The sequence below is a fragment of the Agrobacterium sp. SORGH_AS_0745 genome, from assembly GCF_030818995.1.
In the GTDB taxonomy this organism is placed as follows: domain Bacteria; phylum Pseudomonadota; class Alphaproteobacteria; order Rhizobiales; family Rhizobiaceae; genus Agrobacterium; species Agrobacterium tumefaciens.
In genome coordinates, this window is record NZ_JAUTBI010000002.1 from 61,370 (window position 1) to 80,111 (window position 18,742).

Here is an 18,742-nt window from a genome sequence, read left to right on the forward strand (position 1 = left end):
TTCGCCGTTCGGGGGCCTTTTTCTTTTGCGGTTCAGTCTCCGTTTGTTTCAGTTTTCGATCCTTTGTACTCCTCGTACAAACGACCCAAGTGTGAAGACAGCCATTCGCTGAAAGGCCTTGCTTCAACATTCGTAAGCTCGATGGCAACCTTCTTTGCCTTCGAATTCATCACCACGTTCAGTGCGCGATCGGTCGAGATCCAGTCCCGGACCGGGACGTCAGCCTTCGGCTTCTTCGCGGCTGATCTGGCCTTGTATCGCTTCAGGTAGTCGTGGAGCGCATCGAATCGTTCGTTTTCAGGAAGCCTCTGGAGTTCGGCGGATTCCGAATACTCCACGCCCACCTTTGACAGGGCAGGGGCAAGGACGAGCTGACGAAGGCTGAGCCACCGGTCGCGCCCGATTTTCTTGGATGCGCCCAATGCCGTGATAACTGGTGCCGGCACTGTCTCGACAACTGACAACATCTTGGAGAGCATCGCTTCATCTATGGCAAGCGACGACCGGACGACGTCCTTCGTCATTCCGGACGCAATCAAATTTTGTGCGAAGTAGGCACGCTCTATGAACGACAGGTTCGAACGGGCCGCGTTTTCCTGCCCCTGCACAATCGCTGAAGTCGCGTCATCGAGATTCTTGACGATTGCCTTGACCGGAACTCCAAGCTCACGAGCTACCCTGAGGCGACGATGCCCGAACACGACCATGTATCGCTTGGCGTCTGTCGAACTCGGGCGAACAAGGATAGGCGTCGTCTGTCCTGCTTCCTTGATCGCCTGGAGCAACTCCTGGAATTCCTGGCCGTCGTCCGAAAGGCGGTCGGCCACGAAGGAGACATCGATCAGTCGCGGATCAAGATCGACGATAACCTCGCCTTCCATAAGCTTCTTGGTGTTCTCGGCCATGTCCTCGATGGAGCGGACCACCGTCTTGGCGGCCCCCGTCATGCCGTAGCCGGGCTTGGTCGGCGTCTGGTTTGCCGCGATCGACGCCATATCCAGCTTGGCGAAAGGATTTTCACGAGACATGAATGCCCTCCGGATCTAGTGTCACCGCCAATAAGCCGTTGAACTTACGTGGTAAAAAACCGAAAAAAACGGCTGACAAGTGTCTCATTTTCGCCCCCAGGCACCGTGGATGAGCTCAACGATCTCCGCATTGGCCGAATTCAGGCTCTCCATGGCCCGGTCGTAGGTCGCCCGGACAAATTCACCCCGCTCGACTTCATACAAAGTCTGCTTCTTGATCGACGCATCGGAAATCGCGGTCGACTTAAGCACGTGGTTTCTCAGCATTTGCTGTGCAAACATTGACTGCATGAACCCGACCATCTGAGCCTGCGGGATGTCCGTGGGTTCAAATCGTGTGATGAGGTAGCGGAACCATTGAACACGCATTTCGGCGCCTGCCTCGGCGACCGGTCCCATAATCCCTCCGAGCATCATCAAAAACTGGCTCATCGACATGATGTCCAGCATCTGAGGGTGAATGGTAATGAGGATCCCGGTTGATGCCATGAGTGCGGTAATCGTCAGGTAACCGAGCTGAGGAGGGCAATCGATGACGACCATGTCATATTTGTCATCAACCTGCTTCAAAGCACTGGCGATCCGCATGTAGAACAGTCGGCCGTCCTCACCCTTCTTGGAAGAGATTGCGAGCGGCACATCGTATTCGTATTCCTGAAGAACCAGGTTCGCTGGCACGACGTCGAGTCCCGGAATGTTAGTCGCCTGGATGACATCGGCGATCGGCTTGCGCTCGTCGTCAAATCGAAGAGCCTCATAGAGAGAGGCTGTCTCATCAAGCTCCGGCTGGATCCCGAAAAGGGACGTCAGGGATGCCTGCGGGTCAAGGTCGACCGCCAAAACGCGATGGCCGGTGAGAGCGAGATACTGCGCAAGGTGCGCGGCGGTGGTAGTCTTCCCGCTTCCGCCCTTGAAGTTTACGACCGAGACTATTTGCATCGGTTCGCCTTCGCGCCTCCTTGGGACATAGTACCTCTTGTCGGACTTCTTGTTCGCCTCTAAATAATCGCGAAGCTCAAGCATCTGGTCCGCCGTGTAGTAACGGCGTCCACCGGCCGACTCGATCTCTGGCCCTTTTCCGTCAGAATGGAGTTGTCTGAGGTGAGTCTGGGTCACGCCGATAAAGTCCGCAACTTCCGCAAGTTGAAACTTGCGGAGGCCCTTGCGAGCATCAGGCGGGTACTGCTGGCTGCGCAACATATGCAACGCGCTTGAGATCTTCGACCCCTGCTGGGCGATCTCGATATCAAATCTGTTCGGCAGCGAATTGCTCATTTTGCGATCTATTTCCCGGAGGTCGTCACTTTCGAAAAAATGGCTTGAAGGCCATCATTTGCGAAACTATCTCCCGATTCCCATCGCGCCGCAAGACATTTAAGGTTAACAACAAGTTAACGGATTTTGCGGGAATCCAGTCCGCTCGCTGAATCTGCGATATCTTTCCGCTAGTTAGTCAGATTCCAGTGGTGGCGTATAGTCGGTGGAAACTGCAGATCTGCAGGAACCAGCGCATTTCGCACACCCCGCCGTAGTTTGATTCACAACTCGGCTACCCCCGACTCACCAGAACCGCCGCCTGCAGATCTGCAGATCGCCAACCTTTGATTGAGATGATCTTCTTCCCGCTGACGAAGTTCACGCGGAGATAAGGATGCAGGTTCTCACCATCTCGCCCGACCGATATGTCGAGCATCAGACTCTTCTCAAGCAGATGTACAGGCTGCGCGCCGACGTATTTGGCGGGCGGCTCGAATGGGACGTCACCGTCATGGATGGTGGCGAGCGGGATCAGTACGACGAACTTAATCCAACCTACATCCTCGCCACCTCCAGCAACAAGGTGGTCGGATGCGCGCGCCTCCTTCCCGCAGTGGGCCCGACCATGCTGGAGCTGACATTTCCGCAACTCTTGAGGGATGGTTCGCTCAATGCAAACGCCGCGATGATCGAGAGTTCGCGCTTCTGCGTTGATACGACTTTGCCCGCAGGTAGGGGAGGGGGTCAGCTCCACCTGGCAACCCTCGCCCTGTTCGCTGGGATCATCGAATGGTCGATGGCGAATGGCTACGACAGGATCGTTACCGCCACCGATCTTCGCTTCGAGCGCATCCTGAACCGGGCAGGCTGGCCAATGGCGCGGTTGGGTGAACCGGTGGCAATTGGCAACACTGTCGCCATTGCCGGCACACTTCCAGCGGATCAGGAGAGCTTCGAACAGGTTCGTCCATCGAGCTATCGGTCCGCTCTCTCTCGTACTGAAGATCATTCGGAGAGGAGCGCAGCGTGACCCAGCTTCGCTCCCACACAAGACTTGTCCGCAAACTCCAGGACGCACTTGGCGACCAGCTCTGCGTAGCGCTCGACGATGCGACAGTCGTCGAGATCATGCTCAACCCTGACGGCCGACTGTTCATTGAACGCCTCGGTCACGGTGTAGCCGAAGCCGGGGTCATGGCGCCAGCGGCTGCGGAAGTCGTGATCGGCAGTGTGGCCCACGCACTGCAGTCGGAGGCAGATGACGAGCGCCCGATCATCTCCGGCGAACTGCCGATCGGTGGCCATCGCTTCGAGGGTCTGCTTCCGCCAATCGTATCCGGACCCGCCTTCACGATCCGACGCCGCGCCTCGCGTCTCATACCGCTCAGTGATTACGTGTCCTCGAAGGTGATGACGGAGGCGCAAGCGTCTGCCATTCGTAGCGCGATTGACGCTCGCATGAACATCGTCATTTCCGGGGGCACTGGCTCCGGAAAAACCACGCTCGCTAACGCAATCATCGCCGAGATCGTCTTGAGCGCACCCGACGATCGCATGGTCATCCTCGAGGATACCGCCGAAATCCAGTGCGCAGCCGAAAACGCAGTGGGCCTGCATACCAGCGATACGATCGATATGGCCCGCCTCCTGAAGAGCACGATGCGCCTCAGGCCTGATCGTATCATCGTCGGTGAGGTCCGCGACGGAGCAGCGCTCACCCTTCTGAAGGCCTGGAACACTGGCCATCCCGGCGGGGTCACCACCATCCATTCCAACACCGCCATGTCGGCGCTTCGTCGGCTCGAGCAACTGACGGCGGAAGCCAGCCAGCAGCCCATGCAGGAGGTGATCGGTGAGGCGGTCGATCTCGTCGTCTCCATAGAGCGGACGGGAAAGGGGAGGCGGGTCCGCGAGGTGATCCACATCGAGGGATACCGCAACAGCCACTACCAGACAGAACACTATGCTCAGATCGACGAGGACAGCCATGTCGCGTAAGACCTATTCCATTCTCGCATGGAGCGTGTTTGCTGCCGTCTCCTTCAGCCTTTCGGAGCCCGCATTCGCGGGCTCAGGTGGCGGTGGCCTTCCGTGGGAATCGCCACTGCAGCAGATCCAGCAGTCGATCACCGGTCCCGTTGCTGGCTTCATTGCGCTGGCTGCGGTTGCGATCGCCGGCGCCATGCTGATCTTCGGCGGCGAACTCAATGATTTTGCCCGGCGCCTTTGCTACGTGGCCCTGGTCGGCGGCGTTCTGCTCGGCGCCACCCAGATCGTCGCCCTGTTTGGCGCAACCGGCGCGTCGATCGGCGAGCATCATGCCGAGGCCGGTGTTGCTCCTGTCATCTCTCTCCAAGTGCCGATGATGTCTGTGGCAGGGGAGGGGACTCGTGGCTGAAGCCGGCTCCAACCTCATACGGTCGCGCGTGCATCGGGCGCTGTCGCGCCCAAGCCTGTTGATGGGCGCCGATCGCGAGCTTGTGCTTGTGACGGCGCTCGCCGCCGTCATCCTGATCTTCGTCGTCCTGACCTGGTATGCGGCGCTGTTCGGCATCGCAATCTGGGTGGTAACGGTCGCAGCCCTTCGAGCGATGGCCAAGGCTGATCCGCTGATGCGAAGGGTCTATATCCGGCATATCTCCTACAAGACCTTCTACCGCGCGACGTCGTCGCCGTGGCGCAGGTATTGAGGGCCTACGGCATGGTTGCTCTCAAATCCTTCCGCCATTCCGGACCGTCCTTTGCCGATCTCGTTCCCTATGCCGGGCTGGTCGACAATGGCGTCATTCTCCTGAAGGACGGCTCGCTGATGGCCGGCTGGTATTTTGCCGGACCGGACAGCGAAAGTTCGACCGACGTCGAGCGCAACGAGGTTTCACGCCAGATCAATGCCATCCTGTCGCGCCTCGGCTCGGGCTGGATGATCCAGGTTGAGGCTGTCAGGGTGCCGACGGGGGATTATCCAACGGAGGAAGCCAGCCATTTCCCCGATCCGGTCACCCGCGCCATCGATGCGGAACGGCGGGCGCATTTCCAGAAGGAGAGGGGGCATTACGAAAGCCGTCATGCCCTGATACTGACCTGGCGCCCACCGGAACCGCGGCGGTCCGGACTGACGCGCTATGTCTATTCCGACGTCGGCAGCCGATCCGCCACCTATGCCGACAAGGCGCGGACAAGTTTTCTGACGTCGATCCGCGAGGTCGAGCAATATCTCGCCAACGTCGTATCGATCAGACGGATGATGACTCGCGAAACGCCAGAGCGCGGCGGTCATCGCGTCGCCCGCTACGACGAGCTCTTCCAGTTCATCCGCTTCTGCATCACCGGCGAGAACCACCCGGTGCGTCTCCCAGAGATCCCCATGTACCTCGACTGGCTGGTCACGGCGGAGTTGCAGCACGGTCTGACGCCACTGGTCGAGAACCGGTTTCTCGGTGTGGTAGCGATCGATGGCCTGCCCGCGGAAAGCTGGCCGGGAATCCTCAACAGTCTCGACCTAATGCCGCTGACGTATCGCTGGTCGTCCCGCTTCCTATTCCTTGACGCCGAGGAAGCCCGCGCAAGGCTCGAGCGCACACGCAAGAAATGGCAACAAAAGGTGCGGCCCTTCTTCGACCAACTGTTTCAGACGCAGTCGCGGTCGCTCGACCAGGATGCCATGCTCATGGTGGCCGAGACCGAGGACGCGATCGCAGAGGCGTCGTCGCAGCTCGTGGCGTATGGCTACTATACGCCGGTCATCATCCTCTTCGATGAGGATCAAATCCGTCTTCAAGAAAAGTGTGAGGCGGTCCGCCGGCTGATCCAGGCGGAAGGTTTTGGCGCACGGATCGAGACAATAAACGCGACCGATGCCTTTCTCGGCAGCCTGCCGGGCGTGTCCTATGCCAATATCCGCGAACCGCTGATCAACACGCGCAATCTCGCCGACCTCATCCCGCTCAATTCGATCTGGTCCGGAAGCCCGATAGCACCCTGCCCATTCTATCCGGTCGGAGCGCCCCCGCTGATGCAGGTTGCCAGCGGATCGACGCCGTTCAGGCTGAACCTGCATGTCGACGATGTCGGCCACACGCTGATCTTCGGCCCGACCGGCTCCGGCAAATCAACGCTGCTCTCACTGATCGCAGCCCAGTTCCGACGCTACGCGGGTGCGCAGATCTTCGCCTTCGACAAGGGTGGCTCGATGCTTCCGCTGACGCTGGGGCTAGGCGGCGATCATTATCAGATCGGTGGCGATGCTCAGGAAGCAGGGGAGGGGAGGGCACTTTCGTTCTGCCCGCTAGCCGAGCTCTCGACCGATGGCGATCGTGCTTTCGCCTCCGAGTGGATCGAGATGCTGGTGGCACTGCAGGGCGTGACGATCACTCCGGACTACCGCAATGCCATTTCACGGCAGGTCGGCCTGATGGCCGAGTCCCGCGGCCGCTCGCTCTCGGACTTCGTCTCGGGTGTCCAGATGCGGGAGATCAAGGACGCTCTGCATCACTACACCGTCGATGGGCCTATGGGTCAGCTGCTCGACGCTGAAGCAGACGGGCTGGCGCTCGGCGCCTTCCAGTGCTTCGAGATCGAGGAGCTGATGAATATGGGCGAGCGCAACCTTGTGCCCGTTCTGACCTATCTCTTCCGACGCATCGAAAAGCGCCTGACCGGTGCGCCCAGCCTGATTATTCTTGACGAGGCCTGGCTGATGCTCGGCCACCCGGTGTTCCGCGACAAGATCAGGGAATGGCTGAAGGTACTGCGCAAGGCCAATTGCGCTGTGGTGCTGGCCACACAGTCGATCTCTGATGCCGAGCGGTCCGGCATCATCGATGTGCTGAAGGAATCCTGCCCGACCAAGATCTGCCTGCCGAATGGCGCCGCGCGGGAGCCGGGCACGCGCGAATTCTACGAGCGCATCGGCTTCAACGAGCGGCAGATCGAGATCGTCGCGACCGCGATCCCGAAGCGTGACTACTACGTCGTCTCGCCCGAGGGGCGCCGACTGTTCGACATGGCGCTTGGGCCGGTGGCGCTCTCTTTTGTCGGAGCGTCCGGAAAGGAAGACCTCAAGCGCATCCGCGCTCTGCATCTTGAACATGGGGCCAGCTGGCCTCTCCATTGGCTCCAGCAAAGGGGGATCGCCCATGCCGACACGCTCATTCCCATCCACTAGGACATCGCGCGCCGCGGTTGGTGCGGCTCTCGTGCTCTCGTCTGCTCTTTCTCTTCCTGCGCAAGCCGGGGGTGTCACGGGGCAAGCAACCGAATGGACGCAGCTTGCCAATAATGCCGAACTGATCAGCCTTGTCGGCAAGTCCGCCGAGCAGGTGAACAACCAGATCACTCAGATCTCGCAGCTCGCTGAACAGATCCAGAACCAGCTCAACATCTACAACAACATGCTGCAGAACACGGCGCAGCTTCCGAACCATATCTGGGGCCAGGTCGAAGACGACCTGAAGAATCTCCAGAATGTCGTCAACCAGGGCCAGGGCGTCGCCTTCTCCATGGGCAATGTCGATGATTTGCTCAAGCAGCGCTTCCAAAGCTTTGCCGATATGAAGAGCAACCTGCCGGATGGAGCGAGCTTCTCGACCACGTACCAAAACTGGTCCGACACCAATCGCGACACGATTGCCGGCACCCTGAAGGCCGCCAACCTCACGGCCGATCAGTTCTCCAGCGAGGAGAGCACCATGTCGCAGCTCAGGTCAATGTCGGAATCGTCCGACGGCCAGATGAAGGCGCTGCAGGTCGGGCACGAGATCGCCGCGCAGCAGGTCGCGCAGATGCAGAAACTGCGGGGTCTGGTCTCCCAGCAAATGACGATGATGGGGACCTGGTACCAGTCCGAACAGGCGCAAAAGGATCTGGCGCAAGCGCGGCGCGAACAATTTTTCAGTGGGACCGAGCGCGATATCAGGGGCGGCCAAACGATGGAGCCACGCTGGTGAGTCCCCGTCTAATCGTCATTATCGCCCTTGTAGCGGTCGTCTCCGCGGCGGGTGCAAGCGCCATAACCTCGAGCTTGTTTCGACCGGAGTCAGTTTTGGGATCTGGCGCCATCGCGACAGGCTCTCCTTCCGATGAAGACCGGCGCCGACATCGTGAAGAGTTCTTCGGTGGAGACGCCAACCGCGACATTCGCGGAGGCCAGGAGATGAAGCCGCGATGGTAGTTGCCCCGTCTTCCCGCACGCTTGAACGGATGTTCATCGCGACCGCAGTCGTCTTGTTGGCGACCACGCCGGCGTTGGCACAACAGGGCCAGGTCCTGACCACACTCGAAAATTCCGTCGTCACCGCCGCCAAGGGCTGGGAGACCACGGTGATGAATGCCGCCCGCTCGTTATTTTGGATCCTAGCCGGCATCGAGGTCGGGATCGCTGCGGTCTGGCTGGCAATCAACGCCGCCTCGCTCGACAGTTGGTTTGCTGAACTCGTCAAGCGCATCATGTTTATCGGCCTGTTCGCCTTTATCCTCGACAGGGGGCCGGAGTTCGCCAAGGCCGTGGTCGACAGTCTCTATCAGATCGGCGCCGGTGGCGGCTCGGCATCTCCCGCCAACATCTTCGATGCCGGCATTCGTGTCGCGACGAAGATGTCAGAACAGGCGAAGTTCGGTCTCTGGGAGGATAACGCGTTGGCGATCGCTGCCGTCTTCGCCATGGTCGTGGTCGTGGTGTCGTTCAGCCTCGTCGCTGCGATCTTCGTGGCCGTCATGGTCGAGATGTATGTCGGCTTGCTCGCCGGCATGATCATGCTTGGGCTCGGCGGCTCTTCCCATACCAAGGATTTCGCGATCAAGTACCTAGTCTACGCCTTCTCCGTCGGCATGAAGCTAATGGCGCTGGTGATGATCGCCAAGATCGGCTCGGACATCCTTCTCGGTCTGGCAGAGGTACCAACCGCGACATCGGAACAGTTCATCACCACGCTAGCGATCGCCGGAATCTCGGTCGTTGTCTTCGTCATCGCCATGTATGTGCCGCCGATCCTGCAGGGCGTGGTCCAGGGCGCATCGGTCGGCGGCGGCATGGAGGCCATTCGTCACGGCGGGCAAGCGGCATCCGCGGCACTCGGCGCCGGCTTCCTGACGATCGGTGCTGCCAACAGAGGATTCGGGGCCGCCAGTGCCGCAAGGGCAGGGGGCGCGTCTCTTGCCAGTGCGGCCCTGCGCGGCATGCAGGCCGGGATTGGCGGAGCCGCTGGTGCCGTCGGCTCGGCAGCAAAGGAAAAGGCGATTGGTTCGCCCGGCGCCTATGCCGGATCGATGCTCGGCCTTGCCAACGCCAAACTCGATCAACCATCCGGCCGGCCAGGCACACCGCCTCCACCACCGCCGATCAACGACAGTAAGTGACGGAACGCTACAGAATGGCCGGACAGAATATTCCCGATAATCCCTATGTTGCTGCTCGCAACGAATGGAACGAGCGTTATGGCTCGTACGTAAAAGCGGCCGCCGCTTGGCGCGTCGTCGGTATAGCCGGAATGACCATGGCCGTTATCGGATTTGGTTACGCGCTCTACCAGAGCACGCAGGTCAAGCTGATCCCTTACATCGTCGAAGTCGACAAGCTCGGCACATCAGTCAATGCCGGGTTCCCGCAGCAGATCGAGTATGCCGATCCGCGTGTGGTGCGCGCGACACTCGGCAGTTTCGTGTCGAACTTCCGCTCAGTGACGCCCGACGCGGTTGTGCAGAAGCAATATATCGACCGCACCTACGGACTGCTGCGCACTTCTGATCCCGCCACAGAAAAGGTCAACACCTGGTTTCGCTCGAATTCGCCCTTCGAGAAGGCGAAGACCGCAACGGTGGCGATCGAGGTCAACAACATCGTCGCTCTATCAAACCAGAGCTACCAGATCGACTGGACCGAGTTTGAGCGGGATCGCCGCGGCAAGGAGACCGCCACCCGCCGCTTCCGCGGGATCGCCACCGTGACTTTGACGCCGCCCCAGGACGAGGGCGTCATCCGCCTCAATCCCATCGGTCTCTATCTCCGGGACTTCGACTGGACTGCACAGCTTTGAAAGGCATGGCCCCGAACATGAACAGAACGCACGAACTATCGCGGGTCACGATGAGCGCCAGCATCATTGCTATCGCCGTTGCTGTCTCTTTAACCCTTCTCCCGTCTGCTTCGCTCGCCGCCGATGGTGTCACCGCCAATGAGGCGAAAGGCATGGGGATTTCGACACAATGGCGCGGAAGCCTCGGCCTCGTGACGAAAGGAGCGGATGGAAAGGTCATTTTCCTCTATGGCGAAGTGCAGCCCTCAGTCGTCTGCTCGCCACTGCAGGTCTGCGACATCGAGCTTCAGGGTGGCGAGGTCGTTCGCGATGTGCTCGTCGGCGACACTGTGCGCTGGAAGGTGGAGCCTGCGACATCTGGTGCGGCCGGTGGGCAGGCGATCCACCTGATCGTCAAGCCGTCGGAACCGGGTCTGGTCACGTCGATGGTCGTGACCACTTCCCGCCGGACCTATCACATCCAGCTGAAATCACATGCCACGCAGTATATGGCGCGCGTCGGTTTCGAATATCCGGAGGACGTCTCGGCAAAGCTTGCAGACGTCAACGCGCGGCTGGAAGCCAGCATGGTTCCCGGCGCCGGCGTTCCGGCCGAGCAATTGAGCTTTGCCTATTCCGTCTCGGGCAGCGCTGGCTGGCGGCCGACGCGGGTCTATTCGGATGGGCAAAAAACCTACATCCAGTTTCCGCGATCAATCTCCGGTCAGGATGCCCCGGTTCTATTCGTCGTCTCCGGCGGACAGAACCGCATCGTCAACTATCGCATGAAGAACAACATAATGGTGGTCGATTACAATATTGATCGTGCTGTCCTTGTCTCAGGCGTCGGCTGGAAACAGCAGAAGGTGAAGATCAGCAGGGGAGGGCGGTGATGTTGAAGCTCCTCCGTCGCACAGGAAACCGTCTGGGCCCGATCCGGTGCTTCGCCGCAACGACTGCCCTCGCCATCCTCGTTTCCGGATGCCAGTCGATGGACGCCGACGTCCTCGCCTCCAGCGCGGCACCTCCAGAAATCTCCGGACCCGCGGCGGGTGCCATTGCGGGAGATATGGTCAGCCGTCTTGCCGAACAGATCGGACAGGGGAAGGCAACCGTTGCGCTCAAACAGGATGGTTCTCCATTCGGACAGGCGCTTCAAGCAGCCCTGAAGGGATGGGGCTATGCCGTTGTCACCGATCAGAAGACGGATGGCGGTGCGGCGATCGTTCCGCTCGCCTACGTCATCGTGCCTTACGAAGGCCAGGTGCTCGCGCGCCTTTCGACGAGCAGCATCGAACTCGGCCGGGCCTACACAGTGACGACATCGGGTGCGACACCGGCAAGCGCCCTTTCGCTCATGCGGCGCGGGTGAGGGGGAGACATCATGGTGCAGTCTCTCAAGCTTGGTGGTGCCGCGAACAGTCAGGCCACGTCCGGCATCAAGCGGGTGAACCGTCTGCCGGTCATCGTCGTGATCGTGCTGCTCGTCGCCTTTCTTGGCATAATCTTCTTTGGGCTCGCCTCGCGCGGGCTTTACTTCGGCAAGGATAACGGTCCGGACACCAGTTCGGGCAATCCGGCGTCAACCTATGCCGACCAGATCAAGCGGGGCGTCACCGACGGTATCATTGGCGAGCCGCAGCAGCAGACGACGTTCCAGCCGACGCCAGTCGATACGAAGCAGGCCGAAGAGAAGGTGGCCAATCCGTTCACGCAGCCCGAACAAATAGAGGAGCAACGGCGCGGATCGGAACTAGAGCCCGAAGAGATTTGGCGGGCGCGGCTCGCCCGTGAGCAACAGGAGCAGGTTCTGCGCGAGCAGCAACGCCAGCGGATGGCCCGGATACAGGCGCGGGACTCCGCCTATGACGCGCCGCTTGCCATCGATCGCGGCAAGCTGGATACACGGTCGGAAAAAGATGATACCGCCGCGGCCCGGATGACGACCCCAGCTGCCACGAACGGAAACGCGTCCGATCTTTACGCCGCGGCCTTGCGCGCCGGTCTGGGCGGACAGAACGTCGATCCCAACGGACAGAGCTCCAAGGAAGACTTCTTCAATGCCGATCTCAAGGATCTCGGATACCTGCCGAATCGTGTCGTACCCCAGCAGTCCCTATACGAACTGAAACGCGGCTCCGTTATTCCGGCGACATTGATCACCGGCATCAACTCCGACCTGCCAGGGCGTATCACTGCCCAAGTCAGCCAGAATGTCTATGACAGCGCAACAGGCCATCGCCTGCTGATCCCCCAGGGCACGAAACTGTTCGGCCGTTACGATAGCAAGGTGTCGTTCGGCCAGAGCCGCGTGCTCGTCGTCTGGTCAGACATCATCTTCCCAAACGGGTCGACATTGCAAATCGGCGGCATGGCCGGCACGGATGCTGAAGGGTACGGTGGCTTCAATGACAAGGTGAACAACCACTATCTCAAAACCTTCGGCTCGGCCGTCATGATCGCGTTGATCGGGACGGGCATCGACATGGCGGTGCCCCAGAGCTCGACGCTTGCCACCCAGGATACGGCCTCCGACGCTGCGAGGCGGAATTTCGCTGAGACCTTTGGGCGAGTGGCCGACCGGACAATCCAGCGGAATATGGACGTGCAACCGACGTTACAGATCCGGCCCGGCTACAAATTCAATGTCTTGATAGATCAGGACATTGTCTTTCCAAGCCAATATCGATGAAGCGCTGACAATCAGATCGGCAATGTCCCGCCTTTACATCCGCCCCCATTGCATATCAACCATAATGATACTGGATGACGATGCAAACTAGACCGGCTCGTCAAGTGTGAGGCCGACATGCACATGGATCTGCACGGCGCTTCCCTCCTTCTCGAAACACCGTTGCTGATGGACAACCGCGCGGCCAACTCGGCCGGCTCGCTAGCTTCATGGGTCGGCGTCACGGCCGACAATTCCGCGTAACTTTCACGTAATTTTCGGCGGCCATACGTTTTCCGCGTTAGTGCGTAGCAACGATTGACGGACGCCCTTGCAGCTTTGAATCGGAAGGGCGGCCGGGCCATCCTTAATTTCGGCGGGAAACGTCAGAAATGATCGCGTCTCATGCTCTATCCATGTCAATTTTGTTTGGCGTGCGCTCAACTATGGGGAGCTGCTCTCCATCGAAACTTTTTGCGAAACTGTGGTCGTACCGTGTTGCGCTCGTCCCTTGAGGGTCAGGTCTATTCCGTTGACGACGAGATCCAGTCGAACTTACTGGAACTCAAAATGTCCCGCCTGCGCCGAAAGTTGGCGAAGCGGAGGCCGAGATTGCTATCAAAGACATTCGTGGAATAGGCTACTATCATCATGAGCACAAATAAGGCGGCCGGATCATCCCTTCGCTGGCGTTTCACTTTTGGTTTTATTGTCCTGCAGCTCTGCGCGGTTATCACCTCGCTGGGCCTGGTTTTTTATCTCCTTTCCGGCCTCAAGCCTGATGTCGCTATCACATCCATCTGGCTGTCTCAGGAAATCGCAAACTCGGTCCGTCTTGAGCCGAATGGCCGGACCCATCTGGCGCCGACGGCCAAGCTTCAGGAGATTATGGAGGACGCTCCTGACCTGTGGTTCGTAGCAGATCTGGGCAAAGATATTGTTTTCGCACACGGCGCGCCTCCCCGGAAAATTGCCGACAACATGCCATTCTTGCGGACGTTCAAGAGTCTCGAGCTCCATGGCGATCTGAATGATCCGTTGAGTGTCGCCCGCATGCAGCGCTTCGACACCCCTGCCGGGGAGGCAACAATTTTTGCTGGCGGCGTTTCGATGTCCCAATATGGTGTGACTGTGCTGTTGGGGAACCTTGCAGTCGGCGTGCCGGCGCTGATCCTCGTCGCCATTTCCCTGATTGGCGTCCCGTTTGTCACACGCTGGGCTTTGCGGTCTTTCAGCGATCTGACGACGCGTCTTGACAGGATTGATCTCGACACACGGGGCGCCTTGGTGGAAGAGCGTGGCTTGCCCAATGAGGTGCTTCGCCTGGTGCGCGATATCAACAGGGCGTTGCGCCGTCTTGATAGTGGCTTTGAGGCGACGGAGCGCTTCTTCGTCAACGCGGCGCATGAACTTCGAACGCCGATCGCTGTCCTGCAGGTGAGGATAGATACTCTTTCACCAAGTTCTGACAAGACCCACCTGCAGACGGCCATCAAGCGACTGACAGCGATCGCAAACCAGCTTCTCGACACCGAGAAGTACCGGCAGAAGCCCCAGCAGAATGCACCTGTCGATCTCAACAGCGTTGTGTCGAAGGTCGTCGCCGACCTTGCTCCCTTGGCGATCGCCGAAGGCTACGAGATTTCGTTCGACAGCGACGCGGACGACGTGTTCGTCCCTGGTGATGCCGAAGCTTTGGAGCGGGCGTTCGTCAATCTGGTCCGGAACGCAGTCCAGTACGGAGGTGGAAGAGGACAGATATCGGTCGGTATTGAGGCTGACGGCAGCGTGACCGTCGCCGATCAGGGTTTTGGAATTGCCAGCGATAAGCATTCGCGCATATTCGAGCCTTTCTTCCGGGTCAACCCTCACGGCTCAGGTGCGGGACTGGGGCTCAGTATGGTCAACGAGATCGTGACCCGCCATGGCGGTTACGTCGAGCTTTCTTCCGCGCCAGGCAAGGGCAGCACCTTTATCGTGCGCTGGCGCGAGAGGCGCGTTCTTCAGCAGCGATAGGGCCGTCTTCATCCGTCGATGTTGGCTGGGCACGGCCGCGATTGCCCGACGTCTGACGGGCAATCTCTGGCACGTCATCCACATTGCAAGCACTCTTGTCGATCGGTTGATTTTCCAGCGCGTGCCTACTGGGCCAGGCGCGACGACAGCTACACGTAATTTTGCGGTAACTCTCGTGACAGAGAAAGCCGGCAGATTTGAATAGCGTGGACCAAGACCTGATGACACGACACATTACCCGCAAGCGTCTGATCGTGGCGGCAGTGACCCTTGTCGGACTACTGGTTGTCTGGCTCGTGTTTATGCGTCCACCAGCGAAGCCTGAACTGGTGACCACACAGGCGAGAACGGGTGACATTGAAGAGGTCGTGTTGGCGACAGGGGTCCTCGAACCGCTCGAGCTGGTGCGTGTCGGCGCCCAGGCCTCGGGTCGTATTGAGCATCTGGCTGTCAAGATCGGTGACATCGTCGAGGCTGGCCAATTGGTGGCCGAGATCGATTCCCAGACACGGCGCAACACCTTGAGGGACCGCGAGGCGGCTTTGGCCAACATCCGCGCCGTTCACGCCGCGCGTAGGGCCGGTCTGGTGAAAGCCGAGAAGGATTTCGAACGCGAGCGTGACCTGCTGGCAGTTGGCTCGACGCCGCGTGCCCAGTATGACGCCGCGGTCGCCACGCGAGACAATGCGCGGGCGGAGGTCCAAGCACTCGAGGCTCAGATCACCCAAGCGCAGGTCGCGCTCGAATCCGCGGGTGTAGAGCTGGGCTATACCCGTATCACCGCCCCGATTGCCGGCACCGTGGTGGCGATCGTCACTGACGAGGGTCAAACCGTGAATGCGCTGCAGACCGCGCCGACCATCGTCATGATCGCGCGATTGGACACAATGACGGTGCGCGCAGACATCTCCGAGGCTGACGTCGTGCGTGTAAGCCGTGGCTTGCCAGTCTGGTTCAGCATTCTTGGCGATCCGAAGCGCCGTTTCGATGGAGAGTTGCGGCAAGTCGAACCGGCCCCAGCCTCCATCGCCAACGAGGGCAACGCGGCCGCGAGCGGAGTTGGCTCAACCAACGGGGCTGTCTATTACACCGGGCTGATCGACGTGCCGAACACGGACGGGGTCCTGAGGCCTTCGATGACGGCGCAGGTGTCCATCGTCTTGAGCCGCGTCAGCGGCGCCGTGCTGGTTCCGCTTAGCGCAGTGGAAGGGGCGCCCCGGGCAGGCGATACGGCGCGTGTCCGCATATTGGACGCGGTGGGCGAGGTCCAGATCCGGCAGGTACAGGTCGGTATCGACAACGGCGCGGACATCCAGATCCTTAGTGGTCTTCAGGCGGGCGAGACCATCGTCCTGGGAGCATCCACGGATAAACGCACGGATGGTCAGGCTCAACTGGCCGCAGCGAAGCGGTAGGGCGCGCTATGACGGAACCACTGATCCGCGTACGTGGGGTATCCCGCGCTTTCCCCGCAGGCGACGAGATGGTGCGGGTACTGAAAGACGTCGACCTCGACATCGAGGCCGGCGAGATGATGGCCATCATCGGTGCTTCTGGCTCCGGCAAGTCGACGCTGATGAACATCCTTGGCTGCCTCGATCGTCCGACGGACGGCAGCTACTGGATCGAAGGACGCGAGACCTCGAAGATGTCCGTGGACGAACTGGCCGCGCTACGCCGTGAGCGTTTTGGTTTCATCTTCCAGCGTTATCATCTGCTTGGCGATCTCAGCGCGGCCAGCAACGTCGAGGTACCGGCCATCTATGCCGGACGCAGCCGATCCGACCGGCACAAGCGAGCGCTCTCCTTGTTGACCCGGCTGGGCCTCGCCGAGCGGACGGGCAATATTCCGGGCAAGCTTTCGGGCGGCCAGCAGCAGCGGGTGTCGATCGCCCGCGCCCTGATGAATGGCGGCGAGATAATTCTGGCCGACGAACCGACCGGAGCGCTGGATACGCATAGTGGCGCCGAAGTCATGAAGATCCTGCGCGAGCTTCACGCCGAAGGACACACCATCATCCTCGTCACTCACGACAAGAAGATCGCCGAACACGCGGATCGGGTTGTAGAGATCAGCGACGGCGTTATCATTTCCGACGAGCGAAATGTATCCAAGTCCACGACGGCCCGTCCCGTCCGCGAACACGCACCGGGCGCTGGCTGGCGTGGTGCAATTGACCGGATGACTGAGGCCTTTCGTATGGCGGGTGCAGCAATATGGGCGCACAAAATCCGCTCCCTTCTGACCATGCTCGGCATCATAATCGGTATCGCCTCGGTGGCGGCTATCTCGGCACTGGGAGCCGGCTCGCAGCAGCAAATCCTGAGCAGTATCAGTTCGCTCGGCACCAACACGATCGAGGTGCGGGCCGGGAAAGGCATTGGCGATCTGGAAGCGGGCAAAATCCGGACCCTGGTTCCCGCCGACGCCGAAGCACTGATGAACCAGCCTTATGTCGACAGCGTGACGCCAACCGTCTCAACTAGCGTAACCGTCAAGCGCGCCGCCGTGGCCGTCAATGCGTCAGTCACCGGAGTTGGCGCGGACTTCTTTCGTGTGCGGGGCCTTGAGTTGGCGAATGGACAACTGTTCGACGCCCAGGACGTCACCGCTTACAGCCAGAATGTGGTGATCGATGCCAACGCCGCGCGGGACCTGTTTCCAGACCGCGTTGATCCGGTGGGACAGGTCATCCTTCTGGGCACGATGCCGGCAAGGGTGGTGGGGGTGACGAAACGGGAAAACTCCTTCGGCCCGGCGGTCGATACGTTGACCGTTTATGCGCCTTACACGACCGTCATGGGCCGCATGCTGGGTCGTCCGAACGTCGACGGCATAACCGTCCGTATCAGCGACGATGTCGATCCAGGCAATGTCGAGGCCGCAGTTTCGCGCCTCATCGAGCGTCGGCATGGCGCGAAGGACTTCTTCCTCACCAACTCGGCGACCATTCGCGAGACGATCGAGGCCACCACGCAGACCCTGACCTTGCTGATTTCGTCCGTCGCCGTGATCTCGCTGATTGTCGGCGGTATCGGCGTAATGAATATCATGCTGGTGTCCGTGACAGAGCGCACCAAGGAGATCGGGGTTCGTGTGGCCGTTGGCGCTCGCCGCAGCGATATCCTCTCCCAGTTCCTGATCGAGGCCATTCTGGTCTGCCTTGTCGGTGGCGTTATGGGAGTGATGCTCGCCCTCGGGATCAGCGCTCTTTTCAATTGGCTGAGCCCCGACTTTAAAATGATCTTCTCTTCTGGCTCCATCATTGTGGCCTTCGCCTGCTCCACCCTGATCGGAATCGTATTCGGCTTCCTTCCCGCCCGCAACGCTGCAAAGCTAGATCCGATCGAGGCCCTGGCGCGTGATTAATGGCTGGAAAGCATGCGTGATGGCCTAGTGAAGGGAGTTCCGACTGGAAATCAGCCTCGCAAGTAGCTGGAGAACTGGCTGCTTCTGAGTTCATGGCCTGATTATCGGCGGTGTTCACAGTCTCGTCCAGCGACACTTCTCACTCGAACCGCTGCCTCCGATTCGTTTCCGTTGTGGATGTCCGTTGGAGATTGCGAAGTGTTCGGGCGAACCGTCTGATGCCGGCCGGTTGCTGTTCGCTGACGCTCAAGGAGCCCGCAAGCGGCCTCCGCCTCCGGTCACGCCCCTTTTGCAGGCCGGACAAACCGGCATGCGGTCGCGCCTTCAGCGAGAACCCTCTGCTGGCGGTTGAGGACCATGGTCAGGCCCCTACAGGGTTTCAGAGATTGGT

19 protein-coding genes are annotated in these 18,742 nt (G+C 60.0%); 17 read left to right on the plus strand and 2 right to left on the minus strand.

Annotated elements, in window-relative coordinates:
• Positions 1-32: 32 nt before the first annotated feature.
• Both repB and repA read right to left on the minus strand, forming a co-directional pair.
• Positions 33-1,028: a plasmid partitioning protein RepB gene (gene repB, locus QE432_RS09670; protein WP_130692372.1), complete on the minus strand. Its 996-nt coding sequence runs from the start codon at positions 1,026-1,028 to the stop codon at positions 33-35.
• An 84-nt stretch (positions 1,029-1,112) separates the two neighbouring features.
• Entirely contained in the window at positions 1,113-2,303 is a 1,191-nt protein-coding gene (gene repA / locus QE432_RS09675; RefSeq protein WP_130692374.1) for a plasmid partitioning protein RepA, read from the minus strand.
• Positions 2,304-2,679: 376 nt separating this feature from the next.
• Here repA and QE432_RS09680 point away from each other — a divergent pair, with 376 nt between their 5' ends.
• The 17 genes from QE432_RS09680 to QE432_RS09760 all read left to right on the plus strand — a co-directional run bounded on the left by QE432_RS09680 (position 2,680) and on the right by QE432_RS09760 (position 18,351).
• Complete coding sequence (locus QE432_RS09680; RefSeq protein ID WP_130692376.1) at positions 2,680-3,315, plus strand: acyl-homoserine-lactone synthase; 636 nt, start codon at positions 2,680-2,682, stop codon at positions 3,313-3,315.
• Positions 3,312-4,283: a P-type conjugative transfer ATPase TrbB gene (trbB, locus tag QE432_RS09685; protein ID WP_112497052.1), complete on the plus strand. Its 972-nt coding sequence runs from the start codon at positions 3,312-3,314 to the stop codon at positions 4,281-4,283. The genes QE432_RS09680 and trbB overlap by 4 nt, the downstream gene beginning before the upstream one ends.
• Positions 4,273-4,683, plus strand: coding sequence for a conjugal transfer pilin TrbC (gene trbC / locus QE432_RS09690; RefSeq protein ID WP_130692380.1), 411 nt, complete (start codon positions 4,273-4,275; stop codon positions 4,681-4,683). The genes trbB and trbC overlap by 11 nt, the downstream gene beginning before the upstream one ends.
• Positions 4,676-4,975 carry a conjugal transfer protein TrbD gene (locus QE432_RS09695; RefSeq protein WP_130692382.1) on the plus strand — a complete coding sequence of 100 codons (300 nt, stop codon included), beginning with the start codon at positions 4,676-4,678 and terminating at the stop codon, positions 4,973-4,975. Before trbC ends, QE432_RS09695 begins: the two co-directional genes overlap by 8 nt.
• Before the next feature lie 11 nt (positions 4,976-4,986).
• Positions 4,987-7,449 carry a conjugal transfer protein TrbE gene (locus tag QE432_RS09700; RefSeq protein ID WP_306624010.1) on the plus strand — a complete coding sequence of 821 codons (2,463 nt, stop codon included), beginning with the start codon at positions 4,987-4,989 and terminating at the stop codon, positions 7,447-7,449.
• Complete coding sequence (trbJ, locus tag QE432_RS09705; RefSeq protein ID WP_306624012.1) at positions 7,421-8,230, plus strand: P-type conjugative transfer protein TrbJ; 810 nt, start codon at positions 7,421-7,423, stop codon at positions 8,228-8,230. The genes QE432_RS09700 and trbJ overlap by 29 nt, the downstream gene beginning before the upstream one ends.
• Positions 8,227-8,454, plus strand: a complete 228-nt coding sequence (gene trbK / locus QE432_RS09710; protein ID WP_306624014.1) for an entry exclusion protein TrbK — start codon at positions 8,227-8,229, stop codon at positions 8,452-8,454. Before trbJ ends, trbK begins: the two co-directional genes overlap by 4 nt.
• Positions 8,448-9,638, plus strand: coding sequence for a P-type conjugative transfer protein TrbL (trbL, locus tag QE432_RS09715; protein WP_130692390.1), 1,191 nt, complete (start codon positions 8,448-8,450; stop codon positions 9,636-9,638). The genes trbK and trbL overlap by 7 nt, the downstream gene beginning before the upstream one ends.
• Positions 9,639-9,652: 14 nt before the next feature.
• Positions 9,653-10,315 carry a conjugal transfer protein TrbF gene (locus QE432_RS09720; protein ID WP_112497059.1) on the plus strand — a complete coding sequence of 221 codons (663 nt, stop codon included), beginning with the start codon at positions 9,653-9,655 and terminating at the stop codon, positions 10,313-10,315.
• Between the two features lie 50 nt (positions 10,316-10,365).
• Positions 10,366-11,187 (plus strand): P-type conjugative transfer protein TrbG, encoded by an 822-nt coding sequence (trbG, locus tag QE432_RS09725; protein ID WP_245495732.1) that lies wholly within the window; start codon positions 10,366-10,368, stop codon positions 11,185-11,187.
• A complete protein-coding gene (trbH, locus tag QE432_RS09730) occupies positions 11,187-11,666 on the plus strand; it encodes a conjugal transfer protein TrbH (protein ID WP_115039455.1) in 480 nt (159 codons plus the stop codon). Before trbG ends, trbH begins: the two co-directional genes overlap by 1 nt.
• Positions 11,667-11,678: 12 nt before the next feature.
• Positions 11,679-12,986 (plus strand): IncP-type conjugal transfer protein TrbI, encoded by a 1,308-nt coding sequence (gene trbI, locus QE432_RS09735; RefSeq protein WP_112497060.1) that lies wholly within the window; start codon positions 11,679-11,681, stop codon positions 12,984-12,986.
• Positions 12,987-13,103: 117 nt separating this feature from the next.
• On the plus strand, positions 13,104-13,229 hold the full coding sequence (locus tag QE432_RS09740; protein ID WP_281033672.1) for a hypothetical protein: 126 nt from the start codon (positions 13,104-13,106) through the stop codon (positions 13,227-13,229).
• Between the two features lie 141 nt (positions 13,230-13,370).
• Positions 13,371-13,604: a winged helix-turn-helix domain-containing protein gene (locus tag QE432_RS09745; RefSeq protein ID WP_373465124.1), complete on the plus strand. Its 234-nt coding sequence runs from the start codon at positions 13,371-13,373 to the stop codon at positions 13,602-13,604.
• 249 nt (positions 13,605-13,853) lie between these two features.
• On the plus strand, positions 13,854-14,981 hold the full coding sequence (locus QE432_RS09750; protein WP_306624016.1) for a sensor histidine kinase: 1,128 nt from the start codon (positions 13,854-13,856) through the stop codon (positions 14,979-14,981).
• Between the two features lie 221 nt (positions 14,982-15,202).
• The gene (locus QE432_RS09755) at positions 15,203-16,396 is read left to right on the plus strand and encodes an efflux RND transporter periplasmic adaptor subunit (RefSeq protein WP_130692400.1); all 1,194 of its coding nucleotides are present in this window, start codon (positions 15,203-15,205) and stop codon (positions 16,394-16,396) included.
• 8 nt (positions 16,397-16,404) lie between these two features.
• Positions 16,405-18,351: a MacB family efflux pump subunit gene (locus QE432_RS09760; RefSeq protein ID WP_130692402.1), complete on the plus strand. Its 1,947-nt coding sequence runs from the start codon at positions 16,405-16,407 to the stop codon at positions 18,349-18,351.
• Positions 18,352-18,742: the final 391 nt, after the last annotated feature.

What these genes read in the sequence shown, in the direction of transcription:
- repB (WP_130692372.1), bottom strand. Translation starts at nt 1,028, where the DNA reads ATGTCTCGTGAAAATCCTTTCGCCAAGCTGGATATGGCGTCGATCGCG.
- repA (WP_130692374.1), bottom strand. Translation starts at nt 2,303, where the DNA reads ATGAGCAATTCGCTGCCGAACAGATTTGATATCGAGATCGCCCAGCAG.
- QE432_RS09680 (WP_130692376.1), top strand. Translation starts at nt 2,680, where the DNA reads ATGCAGGTTCTCACCATCTCGCCCGACCGATATGTCGAGCATCAGACT.
- trbC (WP_130692380.1), top strand. Translation starts at nt 4,273, where the DNA reads ATGTCGCGTAAGACCTATTCCATTCTCGCATGGAGCGTGTTTGCTGCC.
- QE432_RS09700 (WP_306624010.1), top strand. Translation starts at nt 4,987, where the DNA reads ATGGTTGCTCTCAAATCCTTCCGCCATTCCGGACCGTCCTTTGCCGAT.
- trbJ (WP_306624012.1), top strand. Translation starts at nt 7,421, where the DNA reads ATGCCGACACGCTCATTCCCATCCACTAGGACATCGCGCGCCGCGGTT.
- trbL (WP_130692390.1), top strand. Translation starts at nt 8,448, where the DNA reads ATGGTAGTTGCCCCGTCTTCCCGCACGCTTGAACGGATGTTCATCGCG.
- QE432_RS09720 (WP_112497059.1), top strand. Translation starts at nt 9,653, where the DNA reads ATGGCCGGACAGAATATTCCCGATAATCCCTATGTTGCTGCTCGCAAC.
- trbG (WP_245495732.1), top strand. Translation starts at nt 10,366, where the DNA reads ATGAGCGCCAGCATCATTGCTATCGCCGTTGCTGTCTCTTTAACCCTT.
- trbH (WP_115039455.1), top strand. Translation starts at nt 11,187, where the DNA reads ATGTTGAAGCTCCTCCGTCGCACAGGAAACCGTCTGGGCCCGATCCGG.
- trbI (WP_112497060.1), top strand. Translation starts at nt 11,679, where the DNA reads ATGGTGCAGTCTCTCAAGCTTGGTGGTGCCGCGAACAGTCAGGCCACG.
- QE432_RS09740 (WP_281033672.1), top strand. Translation starts at nt 13,104, where the DNA reads ATGCACATGGATCTGCACGGCGCTTCCCTCCTTCTCGAAACACCGTTG.
- QE432_RS09745 (WP_373465124.1), top strand. Translation starts at nt 13,371, where the DNA reads ATGCTCTATCCATGTCAATTTTGTTTGGCGTGCGCTCAACTATGGGGA.
- QE432_RS09750 (WP_306624016.1), top strand. Translation starts at nt 13,854, where the DNA reads ATGGAGGACGCTCCTGACCTGTGGTTCGTAGCAGATCTGGGCAAAGAT.
- QE432_RS09755 (WP_130692400.1), top strand. Translation starts at nt 15,203, where the DNA reads ATGACACGACACATTACCCGCAAGCGTCTGATCGTGGCGGCAGTGACC.
- QE432_RS09760 (WP_130692402.1), top strand. Translation starts at nt 16,405, where the DNA reads ATGACGGAACCACTGATCCGCGTACGTGGGGTATCCCGCGCTTTCCCC.